Source organism: Priestia aryabhattai (genome assembly GCF_023715685.1).
Lineage (GTDB): Bacteria > Bacillota > Bacilli > Bacillales > Bacillaceae_H > Priestia > Priestia aryabhattai_B.
In genome coordinates this window covers 1-23,155 of record NZ_JAMBOQ010000006.1, presented here as the reverse complement: position 1 = coordinate 23,155, position 23,155 = coordinate 1, and the positions used below count along the sequence as shown (strand labels likewise).

Annotated in this window: 20 protein-coding genes, 1 rRNA gene and 1 riboswitch; of the genes, 2 read left to right on the top strand and 19 right to left on the bottom strand. The window is 39.5% G+C overall.

Annotation, left to right across the window (positions count from 1 at the left end):
* Window positions 1-4: 4 nt before the first annotated feature.
* From ligA to M3225_RS22990, 3 genes are read right to left on the bottom strand one after another with little or no spacing between them, the layout of a single operon-like run.
* Window positions 5-2,011, bottom strand: coding sequence for an NAD-dependent DNA ligase LigA (gene ligA / locus M3225_RS23000; protein ID WP_251398039.1), 2,007 nt, complete (start codon window positions 2,009-2,011; stop codon window positions 5-7).
* A gap of 20 nt (window positions 2,012-2,031) precedes the next feature.
* Window positions 2,032-4,257: a DNA helicase PcrA gene (pcrA, locus tag M3225_RS22995; RefSeq protein WP_308215766.1), complete on the bottom strand. Its 2,226-nt coding sequence runs from the start codon at window positions 4,255-4,257 to the stop codon at window positions 2,032-2,034.
* A gap of 52 nt (window positions 4,258-4,309) precedes the next feature.
* Window positions 4,310-5,008 (bottom strand): heptaprenylglyceryl phosphate synthase, encoded by a 699-nt coding sequence (locus M3225_RS22990; RefSeq protein WP_251398033.1) that lies wholly within the window; start codon window positions 5,006-5,008, stop codon window positions 4,310-4,312.
* 511 nt (window positions 5,009-5,519) lie between these two features.
* Here M3225_RS22990 and M3225_RS22985 point away from each other — a divergent pair.
* A complete protein-coding gene (locus M3225_RS22985) occupies window positions 5,520-6,902 on the top strand; it encodes a glycine--tRNA ligase (protein ID WP_013055049.1) in 1,383 nt (460 codons plus the stop codon).
* A 38-nt stretch (window positions 6,903-6,940) separates the two neighbouring features.
* Here the strand turns inward: M3225_RS22985 and M3225_RS22980 are convergent, their stop codons facing one another.
* Both M3225_RS22980 and M3225_RS22975 read right to left on the bottom strand, forming a co-directional pair.
* Window positions 6,941-7,246 carry a YerC/YecD family TrpR-related protein gene (locus M3225_RS22980; RefSeq protein ID WP_013055048.1) on the bottom strand — a complete coding sequence of 102 codons (306 nt, stop codon included), beginning with the start codon at window positions 7,244-7,246 and terminating at the stop codon, window positions 6,941-6,943.
* 147 nt (window positions 7,247-7,393) lie between these two features.
* Window positions 7,394-9,142, bottom strand: coding sequence for an adenine deaminase C-terminal domain-containing protein (locus tag M3225_RS22975; protein WP_251398030.1), 1,749 nt, complete (start codon window positions 9,140-9,142; stop codon window positions 7,394-7,396).
* Window positions 9,143-9,244: 102 nt separating this feature from the next.
* Here M3225_RS22975 and M3225_RS22970 point away from each other — a divergent pair, with 102 nt between their 5' ends.
* Window positions 9,245-9,502: a YgaP family membrane protein gene (locus M3225_RS22970; protein WP_251398014.1), complete on the top strand. Its 258-nt coding sequence runs from the start codon at window positions 9,245-9,247 to the stop codon at window positions 9,500-9,502.
* Window positions 9,503-9,532: 30 nt separating this feature from the next.
* On the opposite strand, the gene purD is transcribed toward M3225_RS22970, so the two are convergent.
* The 14 genes from purD to rrf all read right to left on the bottom strand — a co-directional run bounded on the left by purD (window position 9,533) and on the right by rrf (window position 23,144).
* Complete coding sequence (purD, locus tag M3225_RS22965; protein WP_251398011.1) at window positions 9,533-10,807, bottom strand: phosphoribosylamine--glycine ligase; 1,275 nt, start codon at window positions 10,805-10,807, stop codon at window positions 9,533-9,535.
* Window positions 10,808-10,820: 13 nt separating this feature from the next.
* A complete protein-coding gene (gene purH / locus M3225_RS22960) occupies window positions 10,821-12,359 on the bottom strand; it encodes a bifunctional phosphoribosylaminoimidazolecarboxamide formyltransferase/IMP cyclohydrolase (protein WP_251397997.1) in 1,539 nt (512 codons plus the stop codon).
* Between the two features lie 103 nt (window positions 12,360-12,462).
* A complete protein-coding gene (gene purN / locus M3225_RS22955) occupies window positions 12,463-13,041 on the bottom strand; it encodes a phosphoribosylglycinamide formyltransferase (RefSeq protein WP_251397980.1) in 579 nt (192 codons plus the stop codon).
* Window positions 13,038-14,075, bottom strand: coding sequence for a phosphoribosylformylglycinamidine cyclo-ligase (gene purM / locus M3225_RS22950; protein WP_251397964.1), 1,038 nt, complete (start codon window positions 14,073-14,075; stop codon window positions 13,038-13,040). The genes purN and purM overlap by 4 nt, the downstream gene beginning before the upstream one ends.
* A 26-nt stretch (window positions 14,076-14,101) precedes the next feature.
* Window positions 14,102-15,517, bottom strand: coding sequence for an amidophosphoribosyltransferase (purF, locus tag M3225_RS22945; RefSeq protein WP_251397951.1), 1,416 nt, complete (start codon window positions 15,515-15,517; stop codon window positions 14,102-14,104).
* Window positions 15,493-17,724, bottom strand: a complete 2,232-nt coding sequence (gene purL / locus M3225_RS22940; RefSeq protein ID WP_251397937.1) for a phosphoribosylformylglycinamidine synthase subunit PurL — start codon at window positions 17,722-17,724, stop codon at window positions 15,493-15,495. Before purL ends, purF begins: the two co-directional genes overlap by 25 nt.
* A complete protein-coding gene (gene purQ / locus M3225_RS22935) occupies window positions 17,708-18,394 on the bottom strand; it encodes a phosphoribosylformylglycinamidine synthase subunit PurQ (RefSeq protein WP_013055039.1) in 687 nt (228 codons plus the stop codon). Before purQ ends, purL begins: the two co-directional genes overlap by 17 nt.
* Complete coding sequence (purS, locus tag M3225_RS22930; RefSeq protein ID WP_014461938.1) at window positions 18,391-18,642, bottom strand: phosphoribosylformylglycinamidine synthase subunit PurS; 252 nt, start codon at window positions 18,640-18,642, stop codon at window positions 18,391-18,393. Before purS ends, purQ begins: the two co-directional genes overlap by 4 nt.
* Before the next feature lie 7 nt (window positions 18,643-18,649).
* Complete coding sequence (purC, locus tag M3225_RS22925; protein ID WP_251397918.1) at window positions 18,650-19,357, bottom strand: phosphoribosylaminoimidazolesuccinocarboxamide synthase; 708 nt, start codon at window positions 19,355-19,357, stop codon at window positions 18,650-18,652.
* Window positions 19,358-19,431: 74 nt separating this feature from the next.
* Entirely contained in the window at window positions 19,432-20,724 is a 1,293-nt protein-coding gene (gene purB / locus M3225_RS22920) for an adenylosuccinate lyase (RefSeq protein ID WP_028412532.1), read from the bottom strand.
* Window positions 20,721-21,866, bottom strand: coding sequence for a 5-(carboxyamino)imidazole ribonucleotide synthase (purK, locus tag M3225_RS22915; protein WP_251397915.1), 1,146 nt, complete (start codon window positions 21,864-21,866; stop codon window positions 20,721-20,723). Before purK ends, purB begins: the two co-directional genes overlap by 4 nt.
* Window positions 21,859-22,347 carry a 5-(carboxyamino)imidazole ribonucleotide mutase gene (purE, locus tag M3225_RS22910; RefSeq protein ID WP_013055034.1) on the bottom strand — a complete coding sequence of 163 codons (489 nt, stop codon included), beginning with the start codon at window positions 22,345-22,347 and terminating at the stop codon, window positions 21,859-21,861. Before purE ends, purK begins: the two co-directional genes overlap by 8 nt.
* Window positions 22,348-22,475: 128 nt before the next feature.
* A riboswitch (purine riboswitch) is annotated at window positions 22,476-22,577 on the bottom strand.
* Window positions 22,578-22,661: 84 nt separating this feature from the next.
* Window positions 22,662-22,862, bottom strand: coding sequence for an NETI motif-containing protein (locus M3225_RS22905; protein WP_057240125.1), 201 nt, complete (start codon window positions 22,860-22,862; stop codon window positions 22,662-22,664).
* Between the two features lie 166 nt (window positions 22,863-23,028).
* A 5S ribosomal RNA gene (gene rrf / locus M3225_RS22900) occupies window positions 23,029-23,144 on the bottom strand.
* Window positions 23,145-23,155 lie beyond the last annotated feature (11 nt).

Genomic DNA, 23,155 nt, shown 5'->3' with positions numbered 1-23,155 from the left:
CCTCTTATTTATTTAATTCCGTAAGTAGCCTTGCCTCATCCCATACTTCAATCTCAAGCTCGTTAGCTTTTGTCAGTTTGGAACCAGCCTCTTCCCCTGCCACAACAAGGTCTGTCTTTTTACTTACGCTTCCTGTGACTTTACCGCCAAGTGCTTCAATTTGTGCTTTTGCCTCATTGCGAGATAGCTGTTCAAGCTTACCTGTTAATACAACGGTTTTACCAGCAAAAACAGAATCTACATTTTCTACACTTACAAGCTTGGGTCCTTTGTATGTAAGGTTTACTCCATACTCTTTTAATTCATGTATAAGTTCTTGAACCTCTTCTTGTGTAAAGTAAGCGACAATAGCATCAGCCATTTTGGCACCAATTTCATTAATTGCCACTAATTCATCATACGTTGCTTTTGTTAACTTGTCTATGGTTTCAAAGTGCTGAGCTAACGTCTTGGCAGCTTTTGCTCCGACATGGCGAATGCCCAAACCAAAAAGCAAACGCTCAAGCGAATTTTCTTTAGATGCTTCGATGGCCGCAATCAAATTATCAGCAGATTTTTCCCCCATGCGCTCAAGCTCGATTAACTGCTGTTTTGTCAGCGTATAAATATCCGCTACATCTTTAATTAACTGTTCGCGAAATAATTGTGATATAACTTTTTCACCAAGTCCATCAACGTTCATCGCATTTCGGGATACAAAATGAATAAGTCCTTCACGAATTTGAGCAGGACAGCTTGGATTAATGCAGCGAAGCGCCACTTCTCCTTCTAAACGCACCAGTTCACTTTCACATTCCGGACAGTGAGTAGGCATGGTAAACTCTTGCTCTTCTCCCGTTCGCTTCTCGTCAATCACATTCACTACTTCAGGAATAATATCTCCTGCTTTTTTTACCACTACAAAATCTCCGATGCGAATATCTTTTTCACGAATTAAATCTTCATTGTGAAGAGACGCACGCTGTACCGTCGTACCTGCTACTTGAACCGGCTCTAAGATAGCTGTTGGCGTAATGACACCTGTTCGCCCTACCGTCAGCTCAATATTTACAAGCTTGGTTACAACTTCTTCAGCAGGAAACTTATAAGCAATAGCCCAGCGTGGACTCTTAGCTGTTGTTCCAAGCTCAGCCTGCTGATCAAATGAATCTACTTTTACAACAATGCCATCAATATCATAAGATAGCTCCGGACGTTTCGTTTGCCAGCTTTCGATGTAAGCAATCACATCGTCAATGGTTTCACACGTCTGTCTTTCCTTATTAGTTTTAAAACCAAGCTCATCCAGTAAATTCAAACTTTCACTGTGAGAGTCAATTTCTAATTCTCCTGTATCGGTCATGGCATATACAAAGATATCTAAATTACGTTTTGCCGCAACTTTAGGATCTAGCTGACGCAGTGAGCCGGCAGCTGCGTTACGCGGATTAGCAAACGGAACTTCATCGTTTTCCATTTTTGCTTCATTAAGTGCTTCGAATGATTTTCTAGGCATAAATGCTTCTCCGCGAACTTCCATTGATAATGGTTCTTTAATTCGCAGAGGAATCGATCGAATTGTTTTTAAGTTTTCAGTAATATTTTCACCAGTCGTACCATCTCCGCGCGTAGCACCCAGCACTAAGTATCCATCTTCATAACGAAGAGATACAGCAAGACCGTCAATTTTAAGTTCACATACATAAGAAAACTCGTCTTCAACGGCTTGGCGCACTCGGCGATCAAAATCCCGAAGATCTTCTTCATTAAATGCATTTCCTAAACTTAGCATAGACGTTTGATGCTGAACCTTCTCAAACGCATCGAGCACTTGGCCGCCGATGCGCTGAGTAGGTGAGTCAGCTGTTTTTAATTCTGGAAATGATTCTTCTATCTCAATTAACTCATTCATTAATTTATCGTATTCTGCATCTGGAACAGATGGCTGATCTAACACATAATATTCATAACCATATTGATTTAATAAGTCACGTAATTCTTGAACGCGTGATTTTGCTGTCTCAAACTCCATATTCTAGCTCCTTTTCACGATTACACTTTCGTAACCGGGGCAAATTTAGCAAGCAGTCTTTTTACACCTATAGGACTAGGAAAAGCAATGTCTAATTCTTTTGAGTCTCCTTCTCCTTTTACACTTACAACTGTACCAATTCCCCATTTTTTATGCTCGGCCTTATCTCCAACGCTCCACCCAATTGATTCACTGCCTGTTGACACAAGCTTCGTTTTTGCCACGGCCGCTTGTCGGCGCGCTGCAAACGGCGAAGATGAAGCCCCTGAACGACCAGCAGCAGGTTTGCGCATTGTTTCATTTAAAGATTCCACAAGCTCGCTTGGGATTTCTCCAATGAAGCGCGATTTTGGATTGACGTTTGTTTTACCAAATAGTGTACGCATTTGAGCATTTAATAAATACAATTCTTGTTCAGCACGTGTAATGCCTACATAGGCTAAGCGTCGTTCTTCTTCCATTTCATTATCTTCGAATAATGATCGGCTATGAGGGAATACGCCTTCTTCCATACCCATTAGGAAAACAACCGGGAACTCTAGACCTTTTGCCGAGTGAAGCGTCATCAGAATTACTTGTTCGTTCTCTTCTTCTTCCTCGTCGTCAAGCTTATCGATATCAGCAACAAGCGCTAAATCGGTTAAAAATGCTACTAAGCTTTTATCTTCGCTTGCTTCTTCAAACGTTTTTGTTACAGATAAAAACTCGTCAATATTCTCTAAGCGGCTTTGTGCTTCAATTGTTTTTTCAACTTTAAGCGCTTCACGGTACCCTGTTCTTTCTAACACCTGTTCCACAAGCTCTGTTACAGACATATAGTCTTGCATTTGAGCTAAGTTCGAAATCATCGATTGGAAATCACGAAGAGCCTTTGTTGCTTTGCCTGTTAACCCCATTAATTCTACTTCATCCAGCGCTTTGAAAATAGAAATGTCATGAACGTTTCCGTAATTGGCCACTTTATCGACTGAAGTAGCTCCAACTCCGCGCTTTGGAACGTTCACAATACGAGCTAAGCTAATGTCATCATCTTGGTTGGCAATTAAGCGCAAGTACGCAAGTAAATCTTTAATCTCTTTGCGGTCGTAGAACTTAATGCCGCCGACAATTGCATAATTAATATTGGATTTTAACAGCACTTCCTCCATCACACGAGACTGTGCATTTGTACGATACAAAATGGCAAAATCGCTGTATTTACGTTTTCCGCTGTCTACTGCTTCTTTAATTTTACTTGCTACAAACTGTGCCTCATCATGCTCACTCATTGCTTGATAATGATAAATCTTCTGGCCTTCATCGTTTTCTGTCCATAAGTTTTTCACTTTACGATTCATATTGTTTGCAATGACGCCGTTTGCCGCAGCCAAAATAGTTTTCGTTGAACGATAATTTTGTTCAAGCAAAATGGTTTTGGCTTTTGGGTAATCTTTTTCAAATGACAAGATATTTGTAATATCAGCCCCGCGCCAGCGGTAAATAGACTGATCTGAATCCCCTACTACGCACACATTTTCAAACCGTGCAGCTAGCAAGCGAACCAGCATATATTGTGCATGGTTTGTATCTTGATACTCATCCACATGAATATATTGAAACTTGCGCTGATAGTAAGTTAACACTTCAGGAACTCGTTTAAATAACTGAATCGTTGTCATAATCAAATCATCAAAATCGAGCGCTTGGTTTTTCTTTAAACGTTTTTCATACTCTTTGTAGACTTTACTTACAACTTCTTCATATGGTCCCGCTGCTGTTTTATCAAATTCTTCTGCTACTTTCAGTTCATTTTTAGCTGAACTAATGCTTCCTAATAACGAGCGCGGATCGAATTTTTTTGGATCGATGTTTTGATCTTTTAAAATGTTTTTAATAACGGACAGCTGATCCGTTGAATCTAAAATCGTAAAGTTACGATTAAAGCCAATACGATCAATGTCTCTTCTTAAAATACGCACGCACATCGAGTGGAACGTTGAAATCCAAATATCTTCCGCTACTCCACCAACGATACTTGCCACACGCTCTCTCATCTCACGAGCTGCTTTGTTTGTAAAGGTAATCGCCAAAATACTCCAAGGCGCAACTTCTTTTTCCGCCATTAAAAACGCAATTCGGTGCGTTAATACACGTGTTTTTCCACTTCCTGCACCGGCCATAAGTAATAATGGTCCGTCTGTTGTTTTAACTGCCTCTTGCTGCTGAGGGTTTAGTCCTGTTAATAATTTTTCACTTAAAAAATTCACGTTTTCACCGCCTATATCGAACATATATTCTCTATTCTACTTCATTTATTTTTCACTGTGCAATATTCTTTTTTACCGCTTGTACAGTTTTTAACGCTTCAGATAAATTCGTATAAATAACATTTCCTACGATAACCGTATCCGCTAGCTCTCCCATCTCACTCGCTTGCTCTTTTGTCACAATACCCCCGCCGTAAAATAACTTCGTCTCATTTAGCGAATTTTTCACTTCTGTCACTAATGCAGGATCTCCATACGTTCCGCTGTATTCTAGATAGAAAACGGGCAAATGAAACATGCGTTCAGCCATACGAGCATACGCTACAACGTCTTCTGCGTTCAAATCAGTTTTCGCTTCCGTTAGCGCAGCTACTTTTGCTTCCGGGTTAAGGACGCAGTATCCTTCTACAAAAATTTCATCCCAGTCCATGATCTCTCCGTATTCCTTCATCGCCGCATGATGTAAATCAACAATCCATTTTGGGTCTTTGCTGTTTAAAACAGTAGGAATAAAGTAAGAATCAAAACCAGGTGTTACAGAGTCAATTGTTGATACTTCTAGCGCACATGGCACGGTGTAGCGGCGAATACGCATTAACAGCTGCAGCACATTGTCTAGAGTCACTCCGTCAGACCCTCCTACAAGAACCGCATCCGTGCCTGACTCGCAAATTTTTTCTAAATCTGCATCTGAAATCTCTTTATTGGGATCTAATTTAAAGACATGTCTCCACTCTTTAATATCATACATACGTGTTCCTCCATTTCTTTACACTTAAAAGTTCGCGCTCGTCCATTTGTTCATTATAACAAAACTAAGAGGGTGAAATGAAAGGAAAACCCAACTTTTCATTACGTTTTTTGTTTTCAAAAAATATGTACGAAAGATACTATTTTATCCTTGAATTCCGGAAAAAACATCACAAATAAAGCCCATTTTGCACAAGGTTATTGTTTCTCTGCATAGGATATGCTAATATATAGCTACTAAAATTTATATGATATACGCTGAAGGATCAATAGTACTTAAATCCTCTTCACAAAGCGAACTAGGGACGGTGGGAGCCTAGAGAATGATTTAAGGAAAAGGCAATCTGGAGTATATACAGACGAAGGTGGATACATTTTGTATCAACCAGGGTGGAACCGCGGGAAAAACTCTCGTCCCTGGGCATATTGTTGATATGCCCAGGGACGAGAGTTTTTTTGTACCCGCTCTTTTTGTTTCGCTTGAATCACTACCATTTACAGGAGGAATTAGAATGTCAAAAACAATGGATCAAATCGTATCTCACGCTAAACATCGCGGTTTTGTATTTCAAGGTTCTGAAATTTACGGCGGTCTTGCAAATACATGGGATTACGGCCCGCTTGGCGTAGAATTAAAAAACAATATTAAAAAAGCATGGTGGAAAAAATTTATTCAAGAATCTCCATACAACGTTGGCTTAGACGCTGCGATTTTAATGAATCCAAAAACATGGGAAGCTTCTGGTCACTTAGGAAACTTTAATGACCCAATGATCGACTGTAAGGATTGTAAAGCTCGTCACCGTGCCGATAAGTTGATTGAAGAAAAACTTCAAGAAAAAGGCATTGAAATGATCGTAGACGGCCTTTCATTTGATGCGATGGCTGACTTAATTAAAGAACACGAAATTACATGTCCTGAGTGTGGTTCAGCTAACTTCACTGAAATTCGTCAATTTAACTTAATGTTCAAAACTCACCAAGGTGTAACAGAAACATCAACAAATGAAATTTACCTTCGTCCTGAAACAGCTCAAGGTATTTTCGTAAACTTCAAAAACGTTCAGCGCTCAATGCGTAAAAAGCTGCCATTCGGTATCGGCCAAGTGGGTAAAAGCTTCCGTAACGAAATTACGCCTGGTAACTTCACATTCCGTACGCGTGAATTTGAACAAATGGAACTTGAATTCTTCTGTAAACCTGGTACTGAATTAGAGTGGTTTAACTACTGGAAAGAAACATGTAACAAATGGCTTCTTTCTCTTGGTATGAAAGAAGAAAACGTTCGTCTTCGCGACCATGATGATGATGAACTTTCTCACTACAGTAATGCAACAACAGACTTTGAATACAAGTTCCCATTCGGCTGGGGCGAACTATGGGGCGTAGCTTCTCGTACAGACTACGACTTAAAGCAGCATATGGAACACTCTGGAGAAGACTTCCAATATGTTGATCAAGAAACAAACGAACGCTATGTACCTTACTGCATCGAGCCTTCTTTAGGTGCTGACCGTGTAACATTAGCTTATATGATTGATGCGTATGAAGAAGAAACGTTAGAAGATGGCTCTTCTCGTACAGTTATGCAGCTTCACCCTGCTTTAGCACCATTTAAAGCTGCTGTATTACCACTTTCTAAAAAGCTTTCTAACGAAGCTCGCGCTGTCTTTGAAGATTTAGCAAAATACTTTATGATTGACTATGATGATGCTGGTTCAATCGGTAAACGTTATCGTCGCCATGATGAAATTGGTACGCCGTTCTGTATTACATTCGACTTTGATTCACTAGAAGACAATCAAGTAACAATCCGTAACCGCGACACAATGGAACAAAAACGTGTAGCGATTAGCGACCTTAAAAATATCATTGAAGAAGCAACTCAATTTTAATTAAAAAAATAAGCGTATGGCTGCTTCAGCCATACGCTTTATTTTTGGTTTGAATCTTCTTGAAGGCGTTCTAACACCATTTGATACGCATCGCTTCCATAATTCAAGCAGCGTTTAACACGGGAAATAGTGGCTGTGCTTGCTCCAGTTTCCGTCTCAATTTTATGATACGTGTTGCCTTCTCTTAGCATTCTTGCTACTTCTAAGCGCTGTGCTAATGATTGAATTTCATTAACTGTACATAGGTCATCAAAAAATTGATAGCATTCTTCAATGTTTTCTAATGATAAAATCGCTTGAAATAGCTGATCTAATTCTTTTCCTCGTAGTTTGTTGATTTGCATCGTATCGAACTCCTTTATCATTGGCTTTCTTTACTGGTTGTTTCTATCTATAAAATACAGTTTCTATATTTATTTGCACATACATTCATTCTGTATGAAGACAGCCAATTTCATACAAATTTCAAATTCCTTTGATACTTTTATATTTTAACGCATTATAGACGGAAAAAGTACTTTTTTATTCATAACATCATAAATTCCTACTGGCGTGATACGAATATAAGGCAAATGTGTAGACGAAAAGAACAGCAGTGAATAGACAGGATCATCGTGTTTGTATCCTCGTTCACCTAACACTTTCTTGAGTTCCACCTCCCGTTTACTTAACTCCTCCATCGGCAGATTCGACATGACTCCTTTTAACGGAAGATCCAGTTCATATACTACTTTCTCATCTTCTGTAATGACAATACCGCCTCCAATTTCTTTCATACGTTTAAATGCACACATCATATCTTTTTTCGATTTTCCAATTAAAATAAAATCACCTGTATTTGAAAACGAACTCGCCAGTCCCGATACATTTGTGGCAAATCCTTTTAAAAGCGTATTGATCCGCCATTTGCCTTCTCGGTCCACCAGCACTAAGAAGCTTTCATCATGGTCAGAAGCTAATACATCTCCGCTCACATTTAAGTGAATTGAATACGGCTCCATAATAACGGCATTTTTCATTTTTACGCCTACTGGCATTGAGAATTGAAAATCGTCCATCGTTAAATCAAAGTCTAACTTTAACGGTGAAAAACCAAACTTTTCCCACGGAAATTCTACTGAGGCTACCGCTTGTTCTTTACCTTCTTTTTTCATCCACTTTCCTTTTGCTAACACAGATATCGGGGTAGGCTGCATCGGATCTTCTAAAATATTAATATTAGCCACACATCCCGTTGCTACATGCCCGTGCAAATGTTCCATATTATAATAGCGAGCAATATTTACAGACACCATATTATAAGCATCTAACACGGGAACCCCTTCTGAAATAGCTAATGTAATTAACATATCTGACACCCCATTTTGGTAAAACGAAGGCGGAGAGCCGTCTGTATTCATCGTAATATGGTCAAAATAATCTACCTGCAGCTCTTTTAACTCCTGCAGCAATTTTGGCAAATCTGGCCGAATCGAAGAGTGGCGCAAAGCGACGTCATACCCTTGCGTTAACCGAGCAACAACATCTTCCCCTGTCATAGACTCATGATCGCTGTCTGCCCCGAGCAATTTCATTTTTGCCAAGGTAAATGCTGACGCCCCTGGAAAATGTCCTTCAATATGCTTCCTCATCCGTTTTGTCTCTTGAACCCAGTGAAGCATTAAATCATCTCCGTCTAAAAGCTTCGGCCAACTTGTCAGTTCGCCTCCTTGTAAGACAGCTTCATTTTGTAGCCAAGAAGTAATGTTCGTATGCGAGAAGATATCAGCCTCTTCATCAATTTCCGTCTGGGAATCAAATCTGCACCACCAATACAGCGACTGTGGTAACGTTTTCATTTCTTCAATCAATGAAAATGCCGTTTTTTGTTCAAGCTGTAAAGCGAGAATTAAATTATCATTAAATAAAGTCGTTGTTCCATGCTTGGCTGCATATTGGGAAAAAGTCTGGGGATTATATAACTGAAATGGGTGAACATGCGGCTCAATATACCCAGGAACCACATATTTCTCACGGCAGTCTATAATCTCTGTAGAAGCGTCTGTGTGCTTAGGCATCTCTGCGCCAACGTATACAATACGATCTTGGTAAACCCAAATATGTGCTTTTTTCCACTGCTTCATTCGAGCGTTCAAATATGTTGCATCTTTTAAGACAATAGTTGGTGCTTTTTGACCGTTTAATACTAAAAGCTGCTGTCTAATATGTTTGCTCTTCCAGCGGTATCTTTGTTCCGGCATGCTAAATTCCCCCTAATTTACTATGTATTTTTATCGTAACACATCCGTGATGTAAACGCATTCAGAAACTGTTATTAATTTTATGAATAAAGGTGATAAAACATGAAACCGAATATCGGCATTGTTAACGCATTAATTCGACTTACACTAGGCTTTACCCTTCTTTCTTGGACCACATCTCGTTTATCTCGTAGACCGTACAAAAATTCATACATCTTCTTAGGGTTAATGGGAGCTTTAAAAGTTGCAGAAGGCATCACGCGTTTTTGCCCCCTTACGTACTCATATGATTCATGTCAAAAACACGATGAACATGAACACCATCCAAATGGAAATGAAGAAACATATAATCCTTCATAAGGTAAAAAGGAGAGCCGGAGCTCTCCTTTTTTATTTTAAAGCTGCTTTTGTTAATGCACGATGGCCGATGTCCTTGCGATAGAAAAAGCCTTTTTCTACATCGATATGAGCCATTTGTTTGTATACTTCTTGCTGTGCTTCTTGAAGTGTTGCTCCCTTAGCACCTACTAATAGAACGCGGCCGCCGTTTGAGACGTATGTGTCGTTTTCTAAAGCTGTACCAGCGTGGAAAACAAGCGCGTCTTCACTGATCGCATCCAACCCGTTAATTGGCGCGCCTTTTTGATAATCTTCTGGGTAACCGGCTGCTGCTAATACAATTCCGATAGCCGCTTCGTCATCCCATTCAATTTCTACTTTTTCTTCTTTCAAAATGCGAAGAAGCACATCGACTAAATCGCTTTTCATACGCGGCAGTACAACCTGTGTTTCAGGATCTCCAAAACGCGCATTAAACTCAATCACTTTTGGTCCTTTTTGTGTTTGAATTAGACCAGCGTATAAAATTCCTGTATATTCACAGCCTTCTTCAGCTAATCCTTTAGCCATTGGAAGTAAGATGTTTTCTACAGCCTCTTGTACTTCTGCATCGCTGATTTGCGGAACAGGAGAGTAAGCTCCCATGCCGCCTGTGTTCGGACCTTGATCGCCGTCAAAAGCACGCTTATGATCTTGTGCAATTACCATTGGATACACATTCGTACCGCGTACAAATGCCATTAATGAAAATTCTTCACCGTCCAAAAATTCTTCTACAACTACTTTTGTACTTGCTTCTTTAAATTTTTGGTCAACTAGAAAATCACGTAATGTGTCTACAGCTTCTTCCACTGTTAAAGCAACAGTTACACCTTTTCCAGCCGCTAAGCCGTCTGCTTTAATAACAATTGGAGCGCCTTGCTTTTCCACATATGCTTTTGCTTCCTCGTAAGACGTAAATGTTTCATACGCTGCGGTTGGAATATCATACTTTTTCATGAGCTCTTTTGCAAAGCTTTTGCTTCCTTCAATCATCGCTGCTTGTTTGCGCGGTCCAAAGACTGGAAGACCTTCTTGTTCAAATCGATCAACAATGCCTTCAATTAGCGGATTTTCTGGTCCAACAATTGTTAATCCAATCTTATTTTCTTTTGCAAATAGCACAAGCTCTTCTTGGCTGCTTTCATCGATTGGTACAATCGTTGCAACATCTCTCATGCCTGGATTTCCTGGTGCTACAAACACTTCGTTAACAAGTGGACTTTTTGAAGCTTTCCATGCAATTGTATGCTCTCTTCCGCCTTTTCCAATAACTAAAACATTCACGTTCTTCACCTCATTAATGTTTAAAATGTCTTACGCCTGTAAATACCATTGCAATGCCGTATTCATCCGCTTTTGCAATTGACTCTTCATCACGAATTGATCCGCCTGGCTGAATAATAGCTGTAATTCCTGCTTTAGCTGCTGCTTCTACTGTATCGCCCATTGGGAAGAAAGCATCTGAACCTAAAGCTGAACCTTGTGCTTTTTCACCAGCTTGTTCAATCGCAATTTTTGCAGCGCCCACGCGATTCATTTGACCAGCACCTACGCCAATTGTCATGTCATCTTTTGCAAGTACAATAGCATTAGACTTAACATTTTTAACAACTTTCCATGCTAATTTTAAATCTGCCCACTCTTTTTCTGTTGGCTCACGTTTCGTTGGAACAGTAATCGTTGCATCATCAAATCCGAATACGTCTTCATCCTGAACAAGAACGCCGCCTTTTACAGATGTTAAGAAAGCTTCTTTTTCTGCTTTTTCATCAAGTTCTATCGTTAGTAAACGAAGGTTTTTCTTAGCTGTTAATACATCTAATGCTTCTTGATCAAACGCAGGAGCAATGATGATTTCCAAGAAAATTTCTTTTAACTGAATAGCCGTTTCACGATCAATAGGGCGGTTAGCTGCTACGATGCCGCCAAAGATAGATGTAGGATCCGCTTCGTATGCTTTTTGATAAGCTTGAGCAATTGTCTCACCTACACCTACACCGCAAGGATTCATATGTTTAATCGCTACTATAGCCGGCTCTTTGAATTCTTTTACGATTTGAAGAGCTGCATTTGCATCGTTGATATTATTGTATGATAACTCTTTTCCATGCAGCTGCGTAGCTGTTGCAATAGAACCTTTTTGTGTTAATGGCTTTTTATAGAAAGAAGCTTGTTGATGAGGGTTTTCTCCGTATCGTAAGCCTTGAACACGCTCATACGTTACTGTTAATTTCTCAGGAGTTGTTTCACCTGTAATCTTTGTTAAGTATTCAGCGATTAATGCATCATAAGCTGCCGTATGACGGAATACTTTTGCTGCTAATCGTTGATTGGTTTCAAATGACACATTGCCATCAGCTTTTAACTCTTCTACTACGGTTGCGTAATCGCTTGGATCTACTACAACTGAGACAGAACGATAGTTTTTCGCAGCTGAACGAAGCATTGTAGGTCCACCGATGTCAATATTCTCAATCGCTTCAGCAAGCGTTACATCCTCTTTTTCAATTGTCTTTTTAAATGGGTATAAGTTTACAACTACAAAGTCGATTGGCGAGATATTATGCTCTTTCATTTGTGCTTGATGCTCTTCATTATCGCGTAACGCTAATAAAGCACCGTGAACATTAGGATGCAATGTTTTTAAACGACCGTCTAAAATTTCTGGGAAACCAGTTACTTCAGAAATTCCGATAACGTCAATGCCGTTTTCTTCTAGCGTACGTTTTGTACCGCCAGTTGAAATAATTTCTACTCCTAAGTCCTTTAATTCTTGTGCAAATGAAACAATACCTTCTTTATCAGATACGCTAATAAGTGCGCGTTTTGCTGTCATTTTGTAAACTCCTCCTGATCCGATCTCTCATTTAAAATCTTTCTTTCACTACTACTCTACCATAGTAAAGGGTTGAAACTTTTTTGACAAGGTTACATCCTATTTATTTAACTGCGGCTTGTTCAAATAATTCATTCAGTACCGCGGGGTAAAATTGATGCTCAATTTCATGAATACGGGCCTCAACTGTTTCTCTTGTATCGCCTTTTTCAATGCGAATAGCCTGCTGATCAATAATTGGTCCTGTATCCATTCCTTCATCTACAAAATGCACGGTAATTCCAATCACTTTTACTCCTGCATCAAAAGCTTGACCAATAGCATCAATACCAGGAAATGCAGGTAAAAGCGACGGATGAATATTAACAATACGATTTTTGTATGGCTTAAGCAACGTCGAACCAACTAATCGCATATATCCTGCTAAAACAAGAAATTCTACTTTAGCTGATGTAAGCTCTGCAAGAATTGCTGCTTCATACGCTTCTTTATTTTCATAGTTTTTAGGAGAACAAACAAAGCATGGTATTCCACATGCTTTTGCTCGTTCAATTACGTATGCATCCGGTTTATTACAAACAACAAACGCAATATTTGCTTTTAATCGACCTGACTGAGTTGCTTCGTAGATGGATTGAAAGTTACTGCCGTTTCCAGAAGCAAACACTGCAATATTTATCATGCAAACGTCCCTCCAGCAAATTCAACACCTGTTCCTTCTTTTACACGTCCGATAACAAATGCTTTTTCGCCTTCGTTTTCAATTGCTTCAATGACTTTATTCATATCTTCGGGTTCAACAGCTAAAACAAATCCGATTCCCATGTTGAATACTTCAAACATTTCTTTACGGTCTAGCTTGCCTTGCTCTTCAAGGAAATCGAACACGTATGGAATTGGCCAAGAACCGTAATCGATTTCTACACCTAAACCTTCAGGAAGCATACGAGGGATATTTTCAACAAATCCACCGCCAGTAATATGAGCCATACCTGCAATTTTAGCTGCATGTAGTGCTTTTAGAACCGGCTTCACGTATATTTTTGTTGGCGTTAATAACTCAACTCCAAGCTTTTCATTAAAACCAGCGTAAGTTTCGTGCAGATTTAACCCTTGATCATCAACAATTTTACGTACAAGAGAGTAGCCATTACTGTGAATACCGCTAGATGAGATACCAATCAACAGCTGACCAGCCTTAATCTTATCTCCAGTAATAATTTCTGACTTTTCTACTGCTCCTACTGTAAACCCTGCAAGATCATATTCATCTTCTTCGTATAAACCTGGCATTTCAGCTGTTTCTCCGCCAATTAACGCACAGTTGGATTGTTCACAGCCGTCTGCAATCCCTTTTACAATTGATTCAATTTTTTCAGGAACTGCTTTCCCGCAAGCAATATAATCTAAGAAGTAAAGAGGCTCTGCTCCTTGTGCTAACACGTCGTTTACACACATGGCAACTGCATCCACACCGATTGTGTCATGCTTATCCATTTGAAAAGCAAGTTTCAATTTTGTTCCTACTCCATCTGTACCAGAAACAAGAACAGGTTCTTTTAAATTCAATGTAGATAAATCGAACATTCCGCCAAAGCCGCCGACTGTTCCCATAATACCTGCACGAGCAGTGCGTTCTACGTGCTTTTTAATACGTGAAACAGCTTCATATCCTGCTTCTAAGTCAACTCCAGCTTGTTTATATGAATATGACATGTTGTCACTCCTTTTTTACGTTAAAACTAACAAGTTACCTTTTCATGAGGGTGTACAGTATCTGGATAAATTTCAGTTGGATACTTTCCAGTGAAACATGCCATACACTGTCCGCCGTTGCCTTCATACTCTCTGCCGATTGCATCTACTAATCCTTCGTTACTTAAGAAAACAAGTGAATCAGCTTCAATCAATTCACGAATTTCTTCAACAGAGCGCGTAGCAGCAATTAGCTCAGAGGATGACGACGTGTCAATTCCATAAAAACATGGATTTTTAATAGGTGGTGAACTGATGCGTACATGTACCTCAGTTGCTCCTGCTTCCCGAAGCATACGAACAATGCGACGGCTTGTTGTGCCGCGAACGATAGAATCATCTACCATGACAACACGTTTACCCTCTACAATTTTACGTACTGGAGACAGCTTCATTTTTACACCTTGTTCACGCAATTCTTGTGAAGGCTGAATGAATGTACGGCCTACGTATCGATTCTTAATTAAACCTAATTCGTATGGGATACCTGACTGTTCTGCAAAACCGATCGCTGCTGAAATACTTGAATCCGGAACTCCTGTTACAACGTCTGCTTCAATCGGTGACTCAACTGCAAGTTGTTTCCCCAAATTTTTACGAGCAGAGTGAACATTAATCCCATCAATATTACTATCTGGTCTTGAGAAATAAATATATTCCATACTGCAAATTGCACGGTTTACGTTTAATGTGAATCGCTCTGATTGGATACCTTCATCATTAATAATGAGTAATTCGCCAGGCTCTACATCACGCTCATGAACTGCTCCAACAATATCAAACGCACATGTTTCAGAAGCTACTACATAGGCATCACCTAATCGTCCAATCGATAACGGACGCAATCCGTGAGGGTCAAGTGCAACCATCATAGCCTCTTCTGTTAAAATAACGAATGCGTATGCGCCTTTAACCATTGATAAAGCATTTTTCACTTTATCTTTCATATCCTCATAGCCGCTTCGTTTAATTAAATGAGCAAGTACTTCTGTATCAGATGTCGATTGGAAAATACTCCCTTGGTTTTCTAGCTGATGCTTTAATGCATTTGCATTAACCAAGTTTCCATTATGAGCTAACGCAATGCTTCCGCTATGAGAGCGGAAGTGAAGGGGTTGAACATTTTCAAACCCTCCTCCTCCAGCTGTTGCATAACGAACGTGTCCAATTGCTGCTTTACCGTTTAATTGCTCTAACTCTCCGTGGCCAAATACTTCGTTAACAAGACCGACACCTTTCATTACTGTCACTTTTTCACCGTCTGTTACAGCAATACCAGCGCCTTCTTGTCCGCGGTGTTGCAAGCTATGCAAACCGTAATAAGCAATCTGGCTTGCATTTTCATGTCCCCATACACCGAATACGCCACATTCTTCGTTTAAGCCTTTGATTTCAGCAAGCATGGAAGCGCTCCTTTCCAAGCAGTAGTTAATTCTTCAACTGGTAATTGAACAAGAACATTTTCTTGATTTTTAACAGTTAATGTTGCGTCTTCTGTTACGCGTCCTACTAATGTTGCATCTTGTACAAGCATTTCGAATTTTTCTTTATTCTCTGGTGAAACCGTTACGATAAAGCGTGATTGTGTTTCACTGAATAGCTCTGCTGTTGCTTCGCCGTTTACCGTTACGTTCACACCTAATCCGCTGCCGTTCATCACTTTTTCAGCTAGGGCTACCGCGAATCCTCCTTCTGCAATATCGTGAGCAGATTGAACTGCACCTTCACGAATTGCTTGAAGAAGCTGATCTTGACGTGTTTTTTCAACTGCTAAATCTAATTTAGGTGAACGGCCGAATACCGTACCGTTTTCTAGTACTTTTTGAAGTTCAGTACCTGCGAATTCTGCTTCAGCTTTACCAATAACATAGATTAAGTCATCTTTTTGCTTCGCATATTGAGTTGTAATATGGTTAATATCGTCGATCAAACCAACCATTCCAATAACAGGAGTTGGGTAAATTGCTTCACCTTTTGTTTCATTGTAAAGAGATACGTTACCGCCGATAACCGGAGTCGATAGCTCACGGCAAGCGTCGCTCATACCGTCTGTTGCTTTTTCAATTTGCCAGAAGATTTCTGGTTTTTCAGGGTTACCGAAGTTTAAGCAATCTGTAATCGCAAGAGGCTGTGCACCTGAACATACAAGGTTACGAGCAGCTTCTGCCACCGCAATACGGCCGCCTACTTCCGGGTCTAGGTATAAATAGCGAGAGTTACAGTCTGTTGTCATCGCTAATGCTTTATTTGTATCACGTACACGAACAACCGCAGCATCAGATCCAGGAGATACAACTGTGTTTGTACGCACTTGATAGTCATATTGATTGTAAACCCACTCTTTGTTTGCAATAGTAGGCTGTTTTAAAAGTGTTACTAACATATCACTGTGATTTTCAACAGTAGGAGCGTATGCTGACTGCTCTTGGAACTCACGATAGTATGCTGGTTCTTGAGATGGTTTGTGGTATACCGGTGCATCTTCTGCTAATGCATCTACAGGAACATCTGCTACTACTTCTCCGTTATGAGTTAAACGAAGGCGCTTATCGTCGGTTACGTGACCAACTGAAACAGCTTCTAATCCGTATTTTTCAACGATTTCTACGATTTCATTTTCACGGCCTTTTTCAACAACGATGAGCATGCGCTCTTGAGATTCTGAAAGCATCATTTCATATGGTGTCATACCTGTTTCACGCTGAGGTACAAGATCAAGGTTCATTTCAATACCAGAACCTGCTTTACTTGCCATCTCTGCTGAAGAACTTGTTAAGCCCGCAGCACCCATATCTTGAATACCAACTAAAGCGTCACACTTGATAAGCTCTAAGCAAGCTTCAAGAAGAAGTTTCTCCATAAATGGATCTCCTACTTGTACAGCAGGACGTTTTTCATCTGACTGATCAGACAGTTCTTCAGAAGCAAATGTTGCGCCGTGGATACCGTCGCGTCCCGTTTTTGCTCCTACGTACATAACCGTGTTGCCAACACCTTTAGCTTGACCTTTTTGAATGTCTTCATGGTTAATCAAACCAACACACATAGCGTTAACAAGCGGATTCCCTTCATATGAAGCTTCAAACTGAATTTCTCCGCCTACTGTTGGGATTCCTACACAGTTACCATAACCTGCGATTCCCGCTACTACTTCCTCAAACAAATGACGAACCTTTGGAGATGTTAATTCACCAAAACGCAAAGAGTTTAAAAGTGCAATCGGTCTTGCTCCCATTGAAAAGACGTCACGAATGATACCACCTACACCAGTTGCTGCTCCTTGATAAGGTTCAATAGCTGATGGATGGTTATGACTTTCGATTTTAAATACAACGGCTTGGTTGTCGCCGATATCAACGATACCCGCTCCTTCACCAGGACCTTGTAATACTTTTTCACCCGTGATAGGGAATTTTTTCAGTACAGGCTTAGAGTTTTTATAACTACAGTGCTCTGACCACATAACAGAGAATAAGCCTGTTTCTGTATAGTTAGGAGTACGACCAAGCAATTGCTCTACATTCGCAAACTCTTCGTCTGTTAATCCCATGTCTCGATATAACTTTTGTTCTTTAATTTGCTCTACATTTGGTTCAAGAAGTAACGACATTTTGTTCCCTCCACTGCTTTACGATTGATTGAAATAATTTAAGTCCGTCCGCGCTTCCTAAAAGATCGCTTACCGCTCTTTCTGGGTGAGGCATCATTCCTAATACGTTGCCTGTTTCGTTCGTAATCCCTGCAATATCTTGAAGACTTCCGTTTGGATTATCACCTGCGTATTGGAAAAGAATCTGGTTGTTTTCAATCAATTTTTGTAACGTGTGTTCATCACAATAGTAGTTGCCTTCACCGTGTGCCACTGGAATAGCAATTACTTCATCTTTGCCATAAGCATTTGTAAACATTGTTTCGTTATTAGCTACTTTCAAATTCACTGTTTTACAGATGAATTTTAAGTTTTCATTACGGCGCATAGCACCTGGCAGTAGTCCTGCTTCTAATAAAATTTGGAATCCATTACATACACCTAGTACTGGTTTCCCTTGGCTTGCTGCTTTTTTTACAGCGTCCATTACATTTGAGAAGCGAGCGATAGCACCTGAACGAAGGTAATCTCCATATGAGAAACCACCTGGAAGTAGGATACCATCATATTGATCTAATGATTCTGTATCGTGCCAAACGTAATCTACTTCTTCACCAAGCTCATCTTTGATAGCATGATACATATCTACGTCACAGTTTGATCCTGGAAAAACAATTACAGCAAATTTCACTGTACGACAACCTCCTCAACCTCGTAACGGTAATCTTCAATTACTGTATTAACTAAAAGCTTTTCACACATTTCTTTTACGCGCTCATCTAATGAATCTGTGCTGTCGATTGTTAGCTCTAAAAATTTACCGATGCGTACTTCTTGTACTTCTTCATAAGACATACGGTGCAATGAATTTTTAACGGCTACTCCTTGAGGGTCTAATACACTTTCTCTTAATGTGACAAATACTTTTACTTTATACATGGTTGGGTTATCCTCCGATTCGCTGTAAGATTTTTTCGTATGCTTCTGTTAAACCGCCTAAGTCTCTGCGGAATACATCTTTATCTAATTTTTCGTTCGTATGAACATCCCAGAAGCGGCAAGTGTCAGGTGAAATTTCATCCGCTAAAATAATGTCGCCTTGAGAAGTACGGCCGAATTCTAATTTAAAATCCACTAAGAAAATATCTTTATCTTTGAAAAATTTCGATAATACTTCATTGATTTGAAGTGCTTGTGCCTTTAAACTATCAATCTCTTCTTGAGTTGCAGCCTTAAGGAAAATCGCATGTTCTGCAAGAATTAATGGATCACCAAGCGCATCATCTTTGTAGTAAAGTTCAACGATTGGCTGTTCAAAACGAATACCTTCTTCTACGCCAATTCGCTTCGCAAGGCTTCCTGCTGTAGCATTTCGTACAACGACTTCAAGCGGGACAATTTCTACTTTCTTAACCGCTTGTTCATAATCTGAAATCTGCTTCACAAAGTGAGTTGTAATCCCTTGCTCATGTAACATTGAAAATAGTAAACTACTGATTTGATTGTTCAACTGTGCTTTTCCGCTAATCTCTGCTTTTTTCTGACCGTTGAATGCTGTAGCTTCATTTTTATAAGCAACCCACAATACATCTTGCTCATCAGTAGCGTAAATTTTTTTCGCTTTTCCTTCATAAAGTAACTCTTGCTTTTCCATGCTGTCACCTCTACATACAGAATATTCAGATACACTTTCTTAGATAAAGGCAAGGACGTGCCTTGCCTTTTTTATTAAAGACCTAAACGTTCAAAAATCATGTCTACATTTTTTAAATGGTGCTTATGATCGAAGCAATCTTCAATCTCTTCTGGTGATAAGTGGCGAGTAATACGCTCTTCGCCTTCAATTAAAGAACGGAAAGGAACTTGCGTTTCCCATGCTTCCATTGCTTTTGGCTGTACTAAGTCGTATGCTTCTTCACGTACCATGCCTTTATTAATTAGTGTTAACAGTACACGCTGTGAGTAAATTAATCCTAGTGTACGATCCATGTTGCGCTTCATGTTCTCAGGGAATACTGTTAAGTTTTTAACAATGTTTGCAAAACGATTTAACATGTAATTCAAAGCAATTGTTGCATCAGGTAAGATGACACGCTCTGCTGATGAATGAGAGATGTCACGTTCATGCCAAAGTGGTACATTATCATAAGCTGTAACCATATAGCCGCGAATTAAGCGAGCAAGTCCTGTTACGTTCTCAGAACCGATTGGATTACGTTTATGAGGCATTGCAGATGATCCTTTTTGACCTTTTGCAAAATATTCTTCAACCTCACGTGTTTCACTTTTTTGAAGACCGCGAACTTCTACTGCAAATTTCTCAATAGATGTCGCAATTAACGCTAGTACTGACATATAGTGTGCATGACGGTCACGCTGTAATGTTTGCGTAGAGATTGGTGCTGGTGAAATCCCTAACTTCTCACATACGTATTTTTCAACGAAAGGATCGATGTTAGCGAACGTTCCAACTGCTCCTGACATTTTACCGAATTCCACTTCAGCTGCAGCACGTTTTAAACGCTCTAGGTTACGCTTCATTTCTTCGTACCATAATCCCATTTTCAAACCAAATGTCGTTGGCTCAGCGTGTACACCGTGCGTTCGTCCCATCATAACCGTATACTTATGTTCCTGAGCTTTTTCTTTTAGTACTTCTACAAAGCGCTCTACGTCACTTAGTAAGATTTCATTAGCTTGTTTTAATAAATAAGATAGAGCTGTATCAACTACGTCAGTTGAAGTCAAACCGTAGTGTACCCACTTGCGTTCTTCGCCAAGCGTTTCAGATACTGCACGAGTGAAAGCTACTACGTCATGACGCGTTTCTAGTTCAATTTCATTGATGCGGTTAATATCAAAAGATGCATTTTGACGAATTAACTTTACATCTTCTTTCGGAATATGTCCTAATTCTGACCATGCTTCACAAGCTAGAATTTCAACTTCTAACCAAGCTTTAAATTTATTTTCTTCTGTCCAAATAGCTGCCATTTCTGGTCTTGTATAACGCTCAATCATGTTGTTACTTCCTCCGTTCTTTCCCAAATTCCTAGAGATTCGGCTTTTTCTATCGCCTCATCTATCTTATCAGCTAATACCGTGATATGTCCCATTTTTCTCTTCTCTTTTGCAACTTTTTTTCCGTACAAATGCAAGTGCATATCATTTAAACATTCGATTTTTGCCATTGTGTTCTCAATATGTTCCCCTAATAGGTTAACCATAACAGCAGGTTTTAATAAAGTCGGCTGTGCTAGGGTCCAGTTACAAATGGCTCTTACATGCTGCTGAAATTGAGAAAGATCACAAGCATTGATTGAATAATGACCTGAATTATGAGGTCTAGGTGCCATTTCATTTATATAAAGCTGACCTTCTTCAGTTAGGAACATCTCAACTGCTAATGTACCAACTAAATCTAATCCTTTTGCTATTTCTTGCGCATATTGAAGAGCTTTCGCTTCTTGATCTGCTGTAATACGTGCCGGAACAATCGTTTGGTGCAAAATATGATGCTTATGAATGTTCTCAGCTACTGGTAAGCATACCGTTTCGCCTTTTGCATTGCGGTGTACAATAACTGATACTTCTTTATCTAAGTTCATCCATTGTTCTACAATACATTCCGATTGTGCTAATAGCTCAGCTGCTTCACGAATATTATTCTCATTTTTCACTAGAACTTGCCCTTTACCGTCATATCCGCCTCGGCAAGTTTTTACGACACATGGATAACCAATTGTGTCGACAGCTTTTAAAAGTTCTTCTTCAGTCGTAACGATTGCGTAATCAGGAACGTCTAGATTAAGTTTTGTAATCATTTCTTTTTCTAAACGACGATTTTGTGTAACGGCTAGCAAATGACTGCCCTGTGGCACGTAGCATTTTGTTTCTAGCCATTTCATCATCTCAACATCAACGTTTTCAAATTCATAGGTGATGACATCTGACACTTCAGCAAGCTGTTCAACTGCTTTTCTATCATCATAGTTGCCAACGACTTTGATATCTGCTACTTGACCGCAAGGAGAATCCTCTGTTGGTTCAAGCACTGCAATGTAATAACCCATTTCTTTAGCAGATAGTGCAATCATTCTTCCTAGCTGTCCACCGCCTACGATTCCAATTGTTTTACCAGGAGGTATAAGTAAATTAGACAAGTTGATCACTACTTTCTAACACAGATGATTTAATAGACTCTCTACGATTTTCAAGTTGATCACTTAACGTTGGATCCTGTGTTGCTAAGATTTGTGCTGCTAGCAGGCCAGCGTTCGTAGAACCAGCTTTTCCAATAGCTACTGTAGCTACCGGTACGCCGCCTGGCATTTGAACAATCGATAAAAGTGAATCTAAACCGTTTAAGTTACTTGATTTAACCGGTACACCTATTACAGGTAAAATTGTTTTTGCAGCAATCATACCAGGTAAGTGAGCAGCGCCACCAGCGCCAGCAATAATAACTTTAATACCTCGTTCTTTAGCAGTTTCAGCGTACTCAAACATATAATCCGGCGTTCGATGTGCTGATACAACTTTCTTTTCATATTCAATATTTAATTCATCTAAAATGTCACACGCATATTTCATAGTGCTCCAGTCTGACTGACTGCCCATTACAACAGCAACTTTTACATTCATGAATAAAAGCTCCTTTTTCACGTTATAAAAAAACCTAGGGTATGTTATGGCTCACTAAAGGAAAGCCACAACTACCCTAGGTTCCATGTATCAATATTCCTTTTGAAAAGGAATCATGTTTACCTATTTAGTAATTGTACTCTCCTCATAGTCCAATGATTTACGGTCATCGGGTAGAAACTCGTGGGCCATATTCCCACTATTATATGAGGTTTCGGATATCTCAATTGACAACTTAATAATAACAGCCAAACCAGAAAAAAGTCAACCCAAAAATCGAATATTTACTATTTTTATCATTAAAATGTTCGTATTTAGAGGCTTTTACCCTCAAAAACAATCTGTTGTCTTACTGGAACATACTCTTTTTTACCATTTATTTCTTTTTCTTCAAAGATAGGCTTTTCCATTCGTCGAACGGGCATATACCCATCTTTTTTCATCCGATCTAAACAACTTGCGATCGTTTCATTTTCTTGTAATTCATATAGTACTTTTTTTGATTTCTTACCCAAAATGCAGCCTCCAGTTCGAAAGAAGTTTCTTACAACGTCAAAAAGAACTTTTATAATAAAAAATTAAATGAATCCACTATAGTGTAACATAATTTAAAAGTTAAATTCATGCTGTAATTTTTAGAAACAAAAAAGACTAGTCATTGAATGACTAGTCTTTTTATTTGCCTGGCAACGTCCTACTCTCACAGGGACAAAGTCCCAACTACCATTGGCGCTAAAGAGCTTAACTTCCGTGTTCGGTATGGGAACGGGTGTGACCTCTTCGCTATCGCCACCAGACATATTATATT